The following is a 12,982-nucleotide window of genomic DNA, read 5'->3' as shown; positions in this document are numbered from 1 at the left end:
ATTCCCAGCAATTCAGGTATTTTATGAAACAGATGATGGGGTTTCCTGCGTTCACACTAATCAAAGAATATTTAACAATATTGAGGATGAAATTGCCAACCAAAATTTAAATGGCCTGCAAACTGGTTTCGATGTGTATTTAGATGATACAAATTTTTCATTTTTAACATTTATAAATGGGCCTGTTGAACTAAAAAATAGAAAACTAGAAATATTTTTTTATAATCACAACGGAGAGGAGTTTAAATATAAGAAATTTTATAAAAAAATTAACGGTTATCAAACCATTTTCATCGATTTTAGAAATTGTGATGGTCTTAAGGAATTTCTGGGAGGGAAAAGTGGTTTTTGTAAAGTTTTAAGCCCAACTAAACATTCATTTAACAGGATACTTGCAGGAACTTTAGGGCTTGGGTTGCTTTTATACATTTTTGTAAATATAGGTATGGTTATCGGCATTATTCCAGTAGTTGGCGCTCCCTTGCCTTTGTTAAGTTTTGGCGGCACATACATAGCATCATTGATGATAGGGTTTGGCATTCTAATGTCTATAAATGCACATAAAAAAAGGATGGCCTAATTGATGGAGATAGTAACTCGTTTTTTAATTGCCATCTTAATTATATTAAGTTTCTCTTTATTTTCCTTAAAGTTCTTGTAGAATTGGTAGTGATGAGGTAATTGCTGCCCTGTTCTTGAATTTACGATGTACTGAACCCCTTTTTTCTCCCAGGCTTCCAGTTTTTTTCCTTCCGGAAATCTTGATCCAAAATCTGAAACTGATGCAAGCGTAATAAGTTTGGTGATTCGTTTGTCCTGAGCCGACTTTAATACAGTGATTCCTCCACCTCTGGAATGACCTATCAAACTAATATCTGAAGGATCCAGGTGTTGACCGAATTTGAAAGTTGGTAATAGAAGTGAGTCAATAACAGATTGTAGATCGTCCAGCTCAATGGTATAATTATTATCCCCAAATGCTTCTATCTGGTAGAATTCCGTTGGATTTTCTGGACTTGTTCCATTGTGACTAAAATTAAACTTCACAAAGAAATAGCCTGCTTCAGCAATTAGTTCGCCCATTTTATCCCAGGCACCCCAGTCCTTAAAACCTTTATATCCGTGACAAAAGATCACCACCGGTTTTGGTTTTCCATCATCCTTGAAAATAAGGTCCATTGGAATTGGTTTGTTGTGACGACCCTCGATGATGATATTCTGTTCCTTAGAAACTTCCATAGTGTTTTTTAATTTCTTTTTCGATAAATGGAATTTCTGGATTGCAGATCTCCATTATTAATTTTTTTAGCTCTTTCTGAAAATTTTCCAGGGTTTCTTCCTGAATCAAATAGTCTGGTTTTTTGTCAATTTTCAGCTGAAATTTAAGAAATCCTGATCTAAGATTCTTGAAAGATATGATTCCTGCTTCAGCTGGGAATTTAAGATCTTTCTCAAGTGATATCAAGGTGGCGTAAGTTAAAACCTGAAAGCTTTTTGCGAATTTGTCATAATCTTTTGTTATTTCACTCCAGTCCTTTACGATCAGGTCTTTCGATTCGACTTTTCCGGTCTTGTAATCCACGATTCTGGTCACTCCATCCGTTTTTTCAACCCGGTCTACTTTACCTCTCAAATAAACCGGAAATTGCAGATGATCTATTGGTAATTGGACTTTAAGATCTTTTTCGATCTGTAATATTTGAATATCACTACCATTTTCCAGTCTCTTAATTTCAAAATTCAGAAAATTGCGCATATATCTTTTAGCTACTTCGAAGATCAGTAAATTCCGGCCTTTATCTAATGGCGCCTTGCTATAATTTTCTGCAAATTCTTTTTCGATCAGTGTGTTCGCTTCTTTTTTAAATCTTTCAACAAGTTCTGTGGATAGTAATTCTCCTTCCAGTGGTTTGTATAGGTTTTCCAGTGCGTTATGTACTACTGTTCCCAGTGTATTAAAAGCCACTGTTTCTTCCACTTCTTCCTGATCTCTCACTCCCAGCACATACTGGTTATAGAAATCCAGCGGATTGCGCATATACGTAGTTAATGCTGATGGTGAAAATCCTGAGGCAGCAAGACTCCTGATCTTCTCCATCATTCGCGGAGTTTTCTCTACCTTTCTTAACTTTTGGCCGTTAGCGGGTACCATCGGGCTAATAAGATGCTGGGTGATATGGTGCGCTGGAATATTTTCTATCTCCAACTGAGTGATGAATCTGGACTTCTCTCCAGAGTTGAGTCCGTCTGCTTCTGTATTATATAATAGAAAAACCTTTTTTGCGCGTTGTAACAATCGGTAAAAATGGTACGTATACACCGCATCCTTTTCCCGGTAGGTAGGCAGTTTATATTCCTGTTTTAGATCATAGGGAATAAATGAATTTTCTGATTTTCCTGCAGGCAGTGTACCTTCGTTAAGAGAGGTTATAATCACAGTTTCAAAGTCAAGTGCCCGTGACTCAAGCATTCCCATAAGTTGTAATCCTTTAAAAGGTCTACCCTGGAAGTCCAGCGTTTCAGTACTTACCAGTTCCTTATAAAAGTCATGTAAAGACCTGATCGTTTTTATATGGGTAAACTTCTCATTCAGAGTTTCCAGTTTATTGAAGAGTTGGTAGAAATGATATAAGAACTCTAGAGAAATCCTATCTTCTTTCGCCTTTAAATGTACTTTAAGAATCTGTATGAGTTCCTGTACATCCTCAGAAAATCTGGTAACCGAATCGTTTTTCGGTTTAAAACATAGTTCAGCTATTCTTCGATTTTCATCCTTGAATTCTCCCAGAATTTCTTCAGACTTCAAATAAACAAGGTTGTCTTTATTGATTTTTTTTATCAACCTATCTGCATCAGCTGAAATGATTTCATACAAAGCCGGATGATTTATGATCCCAAGAACATCTTTATAATAATGATCCTTACTTGTTGAGATATGAATATTAAAGATATTTTCAAAAAGAGAGCTTACAGGTGCATTATCTATGGGGAAACCCATAGTTACATTCAAATCATTTATATGATCTGGTAGTGAGCTTAAAACGGGTAATAAGAGGTCTTCTTCGCCAAGTACTATCGCCGTATTCTCCAGTTCTTCGGAAGTGAGAGCGGTAATGATCTCGCCTAGATATTTTGCTTGCCCAATATTTTTAGGTACGCCAATGAGCTGAATATCCTTTTCTTCGGAATACTTATTGTTAAATTCAGGCTTTGGGTTTTGCTGGTAAAATTTCCAGTCTTGGAGGTATTGCCGCAGGAACAAAGAAGCACCATGTTCACGATCTTTGTAGAAATGCTCGTCAAGATCCCAGAAAACTTCAGCTTTATTCTTCTCCAGCATGAATTGAATGATATACTGTTCTGAAGCATTTAAAGCATTGAAACCAATAAAAACATGCTTTGAAGTTATACCGGCCGAATATTCCTCGATGTTCTCTGATGCCTTCCGATAAATAAGGCCCTGATATCCCTGTTCTTTTTCCAGCAACCTGTTGGCAAGGGATTCATAATAATCTGGAAGTCTTTTCCAAAAAGCGAGGTATTTCTCGATCAATTCTGTTTTTTTTTCTTGAAGATACCAGTGTTTTATATCCTGTATACCTGAGAGGTAATCAAAGAAAGGTTTATGATCGATCAGGTATCGGTCTATTTCATTAAAATCATGAATAAGACTTTGCGCCCAGGTCACGAAGGTTTCGAATGTTTCCTGTTCATTTTCAGGAGTTAGTTCTTTATAAACGTTATAAAATTCGAAAAGGGTGACGGTATTGTCAATTCCCTGTAGTTTCGAGATGACCTCTGTAAACTCTTCAATACTATAGATCGTAGGTGCGAAGATGGTTTCTTCTGTGATCGCAGCCAGTTCTTTAAGTAAATAAGCACCGGCCCTTTTGCTGGGAAGAATAATGACCAGCTCAGAGATTTTTGGATTGGTAGCCCTTAGGTTTTCCAGGACTTCGCAGATGAATGATTTCATAGCCCTAAAATAAAAAACGCCCCGCAATGCGGAGCGTTTTCTTATATGAATAATTCAATAATTAGTTCATTGACTCTTCATTAGACTTGTCTTTCATCTCTTTGTCTTTGTCAAGAGAGATTTCAACACGTCTGTTATCCTGTCTTCCTTTTGCAGTACTGTTAGTAGCAATTGGTTGAGTTTCACCATATCCTTCAGAAGTCAATCTGTTAGAAGGTACACCATTCTCTTCAAGGAAAGTGGCTACAGAAGCAGCACGTTCTTTAGAAAGATTCATGTTGTAAGAATCACTTCCTGAGCTATCTGTGTGACCTCCAATGTGGAAGATAGTTTGTGGATACTCATTCATGATATCTACGATAGACTTAAGAGCTTCTTCAGATTCAGTTCTGATAGTTGCTTTGTTCAAGTCAAAAAGTACAGTCTTAGAATATTCGTTAAGTTCTGAAATTACTTCAGCAGTTGGTTCTGGACATCCATTAGATGCAGCAACACCAGCTACTTCAGGACAGTCATCATCCTTATCTAGGATTCCGTCACCGTCAGTATCAGGCCATGGGCATCCATTGTTTTCAGCTGGACCAGCTTCTTCAGGACACTCATCTTCGTCATCTCTTACACCATCACCGTCAGCATCAGGACAACCGTTCATTTCAGCAAGACCTGCAACTTCAGGACAATCATCATCAGGATCAGCTACACCGTCACCATCAGAATCAGGACATCCGTCAAATTCAGCAAGACCAGCTTCGTTAGGACATGCATCCTGACGATCTTCGATCCCGTCACCATCAGAGTCTGGGCAACCGTTGAACTCAGCAAGACCTGGTTGTTCTGGACACTCATCATCTTTATCATATACTCCGTCACCGTCAGTATCAGTTCCACCGAACATGAACTTAACACCAGCAGCATGTTGGAAGTGAGAAGCCATTTCAGCTTCAAATACGTGCTTGTACTTAGATTCTACAGTAAGAGCGATGTTATCTGAAAACCAGAAGTTCAATCCTACTTTACCGTTAAGAGTTGCAGCATCTAGGTTAGAGATATCTTCCCCATCCTGGTCACCAATCCAAGTGTAACCACCACCAACTCCAACAACAGGATCAATCCATCCGTCATTAAGTAGTGCTCTAAGGCTGTAATCTAATCCAAGGTCAACACCATAGTAAGAAAGATCCTGAACTCCTCTATCACCATACTTGTCGATCTGGTTAATAGTACCACTCAATTCTCCTACAAATCCTGCACCAATATATCTGGATACAGAAAGCTTAGAAACCGATGGAAGAATGTTCCAGTGATCTCCGGTATTAAAATACTGGTCGAACCATCCACCTAGAGGAGCATCCTCACCGGTTGGATAAAAATCGACTGCATTGGCACCAATACCAATTGCCCAAGGGTTGTCAGCATCCTGTGCCTGAGCCGTAGTTAAGCCCAAAAACAGCAAAGAAGCCAATACAATTTTGCTAAGATGTTTCATATTTAATAGTTTAGTTTTAAGTGTTAATAGTAAGCAAAAGTATATGCTTAATGCATATTAACAAAAGTAAAAATAATAAAGTTTTCTTAATTAGAGCGCGATTCCAAAGGGTTTTCAGCCTTGTTAACAACTGGTTTTCAATGAAATCAGCCTTCTTCAATCATTAAATAAGAAGTTAATTTTAGCTAATCACTCCTAATTCCTTTCCAACTTTGGTAAATGCCTGAATTGCTTTGTCCAGATGTTCCTTGTTATGTGCAGCAGATAATTGGACTCTAATTCTTGCTTTTCCCCTTGGAACCACAGGATAGAAGAATCCTATCACGTAGATTCCCTCATCAAGCAACTTATCTGCCATATCCTGGGATAATTTTGCATCATGAAGCATTACCGGTACAATTGCTGCTTCGCCATCAATGATCTCGAAACCGGCATCTTTAACACCTTTTTTGAAGTAAGCAGTATTCTCTTTTAACTTCTGTCTTAAACTGGAATCATTTTCCAGCATGTCAAATACTTTAATGGATGCTCCTACGATCGCAGGGGCCAATGAGTTTGAAAACAGGTAAGGTCTTGATCTTTGTCTTAATAGTTCAATGATCTCTTTTTTAGCAGTGGTGTAACCTCCCATGGCGCCACCAAGTGCTTTTCCTAATGTACCCGTGATAATGTCTACTCTCCCAAGAACATTCTTTTCTTCCAGTGTACCAATTCCTTTCTCGCCAATAAAACCGGTGGCATGGCATTCATCGATCATTACTAACGCATCATATTTATCTGCCAGATCGCAAATAGCGTCCAATGGAGCAACAAGGCCATCCATGGAGAACACACCATCTGTCACGATCATTTTAAAACGAGCACCTTTTTCGTTGGCTGTCTTTAATTGCTCTTCAAGATCTTTCATGTCACCATTTTGATAACGATAACGTGCAGCTTTACATAGTCTCACCCCATCAATAATGGAAGCGTGATTTAGTGAATCTGAAATAATAGCATCTTCCTTAGTAAGCAGTGGCTCAAAAATCCCTCCGTTGGCATCAAAACATGCAGCATACAAGATTGTATCTTCAGTTCCGTAGAAATCTGCGATCTTTTGCTCCAGTTCTTTATGAATATCCTGGGTTCCACAAATAAAACGTACACTGGACATTCCAAAACCATGAGTATCCATAGTGTCTTTTGCAGCCTGTATCACCTCAGGATGCGAAGATAATCCCAGGTAATTGTTCGCACAAAAGTTGATCACTTCCTGCCCGGTAGATATTTTGATTACCGCGTCCTGAGGTCCGGTAATGATTCGTTCTTTTTTGAAGAGTCCGTCGTTTTTGATCTCCTCAAGTTCTTTTTCTAAATGCTCTTTTATTTTTCCGTACATATCAATATTTTAATTTTCACTCTCGTGCAAAGTTATAATTCTTTTATACAATCCTTATCTGAACCGGTTCGTTCGTATATACAAGCAGAGATTTCTCCACTTCATAACCCATATTGGTCATGGCTTTCGCGTATTCTGAAACCTGGCGGGTATGAGTATCCACAAATCCACCGGTCTTATAATCTATAATGGTGATCTTATTATTACTGAAGTTCAATCTGTCTGGACGCAATCGGTTACCATCCTGAGTAATGATCTCCTTTTCATTCTTGTTTTGCACATCTTCTGCAAACAAATGCTTCAGTTCTTTGTGCTGAATGATCTTTTCGATGGTGGCAGAGATCTCTGTCCTTGATTCTTCCCTTATTAATCCTGAATTTACAGCCCAGTCCATGGCTTTTTCAAGATCTTGAGATGAATTGATCCTGGCCAGGATTTCGTGAGCAATTTCACCTTTTTCGATAGCCTCCTGCTGCTTTGTATCCCACATTGCACCAGATCTCGTTACGATATTTACAGCTTTGTTCTGAACCGGGGACGTATAGAATTGTTCCGGGAAAATAGAAGTTTTTCCTTTTTTCTCTTCGGAAGAATACTTTAACTTTTCTCCAAATTCGCAAACCAGAGAATCGTCATATTTAGACTCAGATTCCAGGAAGTTTTTCAGTATTCCTGAAATATTGAGGGTCTTCTTATCTGAAGATTCGTGACTGGTCATAATATATAGCTGTTCCGCAGCTCGTGTACAGGCAACATAGAGTAAATTCAACGTATCCAGCTCATTTTTGCTCAATAGGTCATTATATTTCTCAACCGCTTCCTTATTCCAGTTCAGTAATTTTTTAGAAGCACTTACATAAGCCAGCGGAATATTTTCATCTGGAACGCTCAACCAGAGGTTTTCCATTCGCGTATTTTGCAGGTCTGCATCTGCAAAAGGATAAATGACTACAGGAAATTCAAGACCTTTCGACTTATGGATGGTCATGATCTGTACGGCATCATCGGTTTCTGGAACCACAATGCTTAGCCTGTCCTTTTTCCGTTCCCAGAGTTCAAGAAAAGAATGCAGACTGTTGGATGTTTTTTGAGCAGATTCAAATATAAAATCCAGGAAAAACTGGATGTACGCATTGGATTGCTGTACAAGTTCAAAACTTCGAATGATATATTCTGCGGCTTCGTAAATCGACAATCTTTTGATCTCCATGAGATCAAAGCTTACCAATTGAGAATCCAGCCAACCCAGAAACTCCTGTCCATTTTTAGGCAAATGCTCCACAAGTACCGGGAAACTTTCTTCTTCGGAAATGTATCGCGGTGATAACTGCTCGTAAATCTTCAGTTTTAGCTGATCGTCTTCGGGATACAGGGAAAACTTCAGTAGATCTGCAATTAATTTAACTTCCGAAGATTGGGAAACCAGAAGCGTTTCAGAAGAAATTACTGAAATTCCCTGTTCCGAAAGATATTCAGCAATCGCAATTCCTTCTTTTTTACGCCTGGTGAGAATGCAGATATCCTGCTTGGAATAGCCTTGCTCCTCCAGTTCTTTGATGGTTGCGAAGATCTTTTGAGGATAGACTTCCAGTTGCTCTTCAGCATTTTTCGCCTCTACAAAACTTACGTTCACATAACCAAATTCACCTTTTTTAGGCGATTGTGCTGAATTCTTAAATAAATCGGCATATTCAGGATGTGTTAAAAGGGTCGCAGCATACTGAAAAAAGCTATTATTGAAGTTCACCACGGTGGATCCACTTCTAAAATTATTCGGAAGGTTCTCAAGAACCTGTTCTACCTGAAACGGACTCGTCTTTTTATTGCTAAGGTCGATAAGTTGTTCTGCCCGGCCACCTCGCCAGCGATAAATACTCTGCTTGGCGTCACCCACGATCGTAATACCAGATGCTTCTTCGCCCTGACTAAGATTATGGCTTATAAGTGGCACCAGGTTTTCCCATTGCATGGTAGATGTATCCTGGAATTCATCAATAAAATAATGCTGGTAACGTTCTCCAAGTCGTTCATAAATAAAAGGAGCCGGTTGATCTTTTACCTGTTCACTTATTTTTGGATTAAATTCTGAAATAAGAATCACATTTTTTTCTTTCTTAATCAGCTCTATTTCCCGGTTTATTTCATTGATCAAGGAAAGCTGAACCAGGTTTTTCCGGATCTCAGTAAGAAATTCCAGATGAAAGAATAGCTTTTTGGAATTTTCGAAAATCTCCACAATTTCAGGTTGTAAAGAATCCATGCTTATTTGAATATCCTTGCTGGCTTTGGTTTTGGCATACATTGGGGAATCTGCAATGTTCTTTGCCCACGCACTCTCAAAAGCAACCGACATATCACCTTGCTGCAATTTTTCAAAATGCTTGGGTATGTACTTACCTTTAAAATTTTCCTCTGACAGTCCTGCGTTCTGGATAACTTCAAAAAAATGATCTCCAAAAGTTTTTAACCCCTCTTCAGCTTCAAGCATATCTGCCCTTAACTTTTTCGCAAATGCAGCAAAATCTTCCAGCGTTCTGGTTTTAAGTACTGCGATCTCTTTCTGGTGATTTTCGTTGATGAGCAAACGCGATATCTCGTAAAGATCTCGACTTATATCCCAGCTGCGATCATCATCTGTTTTTGACAGGGTGTAGTTCACCAGCACACGGGTTAATTTCTCATCATTACCGGCGCGGTTAATAAGGCTGTCTACCGCTTCCATAAGAATATCTTCCGCTCCAATTTCCACTTCAAAATTCATGGGTATACCAAGGTCACGAGCGAAAGTGCGAATCACCCGATGCGTAAATCCGTCTATAGTTGAAATCTCAAAAGCAGCATAATTATGAATAATGCTTTTAAGGATTTCCCGGGATTTCTCACGAATTTGCTTTTCTGAAAGATTGGTTTCTTCCATGATCGCGGTCATTAAAGGATCTACCTGAGCAGAATCTTCTTTCGAGAAACTGGCCAGGCTTTCTATGATCCGTTTTTTCATTTCACCAACAGCTTTATTGGTAAAGGTGATGGCAAGGATATTTTTATAGCTATCCTTTCGATTGGAGTTGAATAAAATACTGAGATAACGCTTTACGAGTGTAAAGGTTTTTCCAGAGCCTGCAGAGGCGTTATAGATATGAAAGAAATTTTCCAAATTCGGCTATAATATTGAGATTTGAGAGCTTGTACAAAGCTTAAAGTTAAAATAAAAATGACTGGAAACCGGGCATTGCTTTTAAGTAATTTATAACAGTAAATAATTTCCATTAAATGCCTTAATGGCTAAATTTGAAGGAATATAAAGTACTAATCACAAAAAAATCAGATAATTATGTCTTTTGAATTACCAAAATTAAAATATGCTTTTGATGCATTGGAGCCACATATAGATGCAAAAACAATGGAAATTCACCATGATAAGCATCATGCCGGTTACACCAAAAAACTGAACGATGCTATTGAAGGTACAGATATGGAAGGAAAGAATATTGAAAATATTCTTCAAAACCTTGACATGTCTAATAAAGCGGTTAGAAACAATGGTGGTGGTTTTTACAACCACAGCTTATTCTGGGAAGTAATGTCTCCTGATGGTGGAGGAAAACCAGAAGGCGAACTAGCTTCAGCGATCGATAGCGCTTTTGGTTCTTTCGAAGCTTTTAAAGAGAAATTTTCTAATGCAGCTGCTGGACAATTTGGATCTGGATGGGCATGGCTATGTGTACATAGTGGTGGAAAGGTAGAAGTTTGTTCTACTGCAAACCAGGATAATCCAATCATGCCTGAAATTGGCTGTGGCGGAACTCCAATTCTTGGACTAGACGTTTGGGAGCATGCTTATTACCTGAACTACCAGAACAAGCGTCCTGAATACATTGATGCATTCTTTAATGTGATCGATTGGAAAGAAGTTTCCAGCAGATACGCTAAAGCAAAATAATATAGAATTGATTTTCTAAACATTGAAGACCGCCAAATGGCGGTCTTTTTTTGTTCAGTTGTATTCATAAAAAAAGGCGGATCAAGATCCACCTTTTTTTGCCCCAAATCTACCATGAACTTAACCTACTTATGCTATGGTCTAATAAATATAGTTCGAATGTTCGTTGCAAATCAATCTTTTAGATGAAATGCGTTAAAAATAGTTAATTGGCTTAATAACAGAAAAATATAGGTATTTACCACCTCGAGAAATTTACCGACCGGACATAAAAAAAGGCGGAATGAATCCACCTTTTTTTGCCCCAAATCTACCATGAACTTAACCTACTTATGTTATGGCATGGTACTAATGTAGATAGATAAAACCTAGCTACAAATATTATTAGACCAAATGCATATTTACTAGTTGAAGAGCGATTTAGTATGCTCTGTCTGTATTTCCTTCATAGAAATTTATAAATGCCCGATTTACTACCCGGTTCCCGCCGGCAGTGGGATAGTCACCGGTAAAGTACCAGTCACCCAGGTTTTTCGGACAGGCTTTATGTAAGTTTTCTACCGTCTGGTAAATGATCTTCACGTCAGCATTTACATCAGTATCACATAATAATTCAGAGATCTTGTCAGAGATCTGTTCATTAGTAAAGGGATCATACATTTCCTTGACGAAGTTCTGCACTTGAGCATCATCCAGATCTACCTGTTGCTTACATTTCTCATACACCTTTTCTACGATCTCATATTGGTCAGATTCCTTCAACAGCTCCAATGCGGCTCTAAAGGCAACAAGATCTTCCAACCTGGCCATGTCAATTCCATAACAATCCGGATATCGTATTTGAGGAGCAGAGGAAACCACAACGATCTTCTTCGGTTTAAGCCTGTCCATCATTTTAATGATGCTTTTCTTCAGCGTAGTTCCGCGAACAATACTATCATCGATGATAACCAGGTTATCGTCGGGTTTTACCACGCCGTAAGTCACATCATAAACATGGGCCACGAGGTCATCTCTGCTGCTGTCTTCAGTAATAAAGGTTCGTAATTTTACATCCTTGATCGCGATCTTTTCAGTTCTAAGCCTATGGGATAAGATTTCCTGAAGTCTGGCATCTGTTAGTGTTTCCTTTTCCTCCAGGATCGCCTCATTTTTCTGTTTGTTTAGTTCATCCTGAGCGGCTTCCACCATTCCATAGAAAGAAGTTTCCGCGGTATTAGGGATAAATGAGAAAACAGTTTTTAAGGTATCATGTTCAATGCTTTTCAATACATCTGGCATGAGTAATCTACCAAGCATTTTACGCTCTTCATAAATTTCAGCATCACTACCACGGGAAAAATAGATCCTTTCAAAAGAACAGGCCTTTCGTTCCAGAGGTTTAAGGATCTCGGTAATATTTACCTCTCCGCTTTTTTTAGTAATGATCGCGTTCCCCGGAGGTAATTCGTGAACATCATCAAAATCTACATTGAATACTGTTTGAATCACAGGTCTTTCTGAAGCTACCACAACCACTTCATCATCCTTATAATAATATGCGGGACGAATCCCTGCAGGATCCCGAAGTACGAAGGAATCACCGTGACCAATCATCCCTGCCATGGCATAACCACCATCCCAGTTCTTTGAAGACTTTCTCAGGATCTTCGCCACGTCAAGCTGCTCGGCGATATGTGGAGATGCTTGTTTTTTGGAAAAGCCTTCTTTCTTCAGCTTCTTGTATAATTTCCTTACTTCAGAATCCAGGAAATGACCAATCTTTTCCATCACCGTCACAGTGTCTGCACGTTCTTTTGGATGCTGACCAAGTTCTACAAGATTATCGAACAACTGGTTTACATTAGTCATGTTAAAATTCCCGGCAACTATAAGATTACGGTGCATCCAGTTGTTCTGTCTCAGGAATGGGTGTACGCTTTCTATACTATTCTTTCCGAAGGTTCCGTAGCGAACATGGCCCAGGAAAACTTCGCCCAGGTAGGGGATATATCTCTTCTGAAGCTCAGTATCATCTGCATACTCGGGATTCGCCAGGATCTCATCGTTGATCCTTTGATTGATCTGTTCAAAAATATCCTGAATTGGCTGTGCAGCATTAGACCTTACGCGACTAATGTAACGCTCACCCGGTGCTGTATTCAATTTGATACTGGCAAAACCTGCACCATCCTGACTACGGTTGTGCTGTTTCTCCATAAG

At 38.9% G+C, this 12,982-nt stretch carries 8 protein-coding genes; 2 read left to right on the top strand and 6 right to left on the bottom strand.

Annotated features, from left to right (window positions below; translation table 11 throughout):
- Positions 1 to 580 (top strand): FtsW/RodA/SpoVE family cell cycle protein (locus tag QZ620_RS10880; protein ID WP_295181533.1); only part of this gene is annotated, 580 nt, incomplete at its 5' end.
- On the opposite strand, the gene QZ620_RS10875 is transcribed toward QZ620_RS10880, so the two are convergent.
- From QZ620_RS10875 to QZ620_RS10855, 5 genes are all read right to left on the bottom strand, one after another.
- A complete protein-coding gene (locus QZ620_RS10875) occupies positions 577 to 1,239 on the bottom strand; it encodes an alpha/beta fold hydrolase (RefSeq protein WP_295181532.1) in 663 nt (220 codons plus the stop codon). The two genes, QZ620_RS10880 and QZ620_RS10875, sit on opposite strands and share 4 nt — an antisense overlap.
- Positions 1,226 to 3,976, bottom strand: a complete 2,751-nt coding sequence (locus QZ620_RS10870; protein ID WP_295181530.1) for a PD-(D/E)XK nuclease family protein — start codon at positions 3,974 to 3,976, stop codon at positions 1,226 to 1,228. Before QZ620_RS10870 ends, QZ620_RS10875 begins: the two co-directional genes overlap by 14 nt.
- Before the next feature lie 61 nt (positions 3,977 to 4,037).
- Positions 4,038 to 5,462 (bottom strand): OmpA family protein, encoded by a 1,425-nt coding sequence (locus tag QZ620_RS10865; protein WP_295181528.1) that lies wholly within the window; start codon positions 5,460 to 5,462, stop codon positions 4,038 to 4,040.
- A 181-nt stretch (positions 5,463 to 5,643) separates the two neighbouring features.
- On the bottom strand, positions 5,644 to 6,840 hold the full coding sequence (gene kbl, locus QZ620_RS10860; protein ID WP_295181526.1) for a glycine C-acetyltransferase: 1,197 nt from the start codon (positions 6,838 to 6,840) through the stop codon (positions 5,644 to 5,646).
- Between the two features lie 43 nt (positions 6,841 to 6,883).
- Complete coding sequence (locus QZ620_RS10855; protein ID WP_295181524.1) at positions 6,884 to 9,994, bottom strand: exodeoxyribonuclease V subunit beta; 3,111 nt, start codon at positions 9,992 to 9,994, stop codon at positions 6,884 to 6,886.
- 177 nt (positions 9,995 to 10,171) lie between these two features.
- Between QZ620_RS10855 and QZ620_RS10850 the strand changes: the two genes are divergently transcribed.
- Positions 10,172 to 10,780, top strand: coding sequence for a superoxide dismutase (locus QZ620_RS10850; protein ID WP_295181523.1), 609 nt, complete (start codon positions 10,172 to 10,174; stop codon positions 10,778 to 10,780).
- Positions 10,781 to 11,200: 420 nt separating this feature from the next.
- On the opposite strand, the gene QZ620_RS10845 is transcribed toward QZ620_RS10850, so the two are convergent.
- Positions 11,201 to 12,982, bottom strand: a 1,782-nt coding sequence (locus QZ620_RS10845; RefSeq protein ID WP_295181521.1) for an amidophosphoribosyltransferase, incomplete at its 5' end; no start/stop codon positions are given.

This window comes from uncultured Christiangramia sp. (genome assembly GCF_913046405.1).
GTDB classification, from domain to species: Bacteria; Bacteroidota; Bacteroidia; order Flavobacteriales; family Flavobacteriaceae; genus Christiangramia; species Christiangramia marina.
This window is presented reverse-complemented; position numbering and strand designations above follow the sequence as displayed.

Excerpts from the sequence above, each read along its gene's own strand:
- QZ620_RS10875 (WP_295181532.1), bottom strand. The coding sequence starts at position 1,239 with ATGGAAGTTTCTAAGGAACAGAATATCATCATCGAGGGTCGTCACAAC.
- QZ620_RS10870 (WP_295181530.1), bottom strand. The coding sequence starts at position 3,976 with ATGAAATCATTCATCTGCGAAGTCCTGGAAAACCTAAGGGCTACCAAT.
- QZ620_RS10865 (WP_295181528.1), bottom strand. The coding sequence starts at position 5,462 with ATGAAACATCTTAGCAAAATTGTATTGGCTTCTTTGCTGTTTTTGGGC.
- kbl (WP_295181526.1), bottom strand. The coding sequence starts at position 6,840 with ATGTACGGAAAAATAAAAGAGCATTTAGAAAAAGAACTTGAGGAGATC.
- QZ620_RS10850 (WP_295181523.1), top strand. The coding sequence starts at position 10,172 with ATGTCTTTTGAATTACCAAAATTAAAATATGCTTTTGATGCATTGGAG.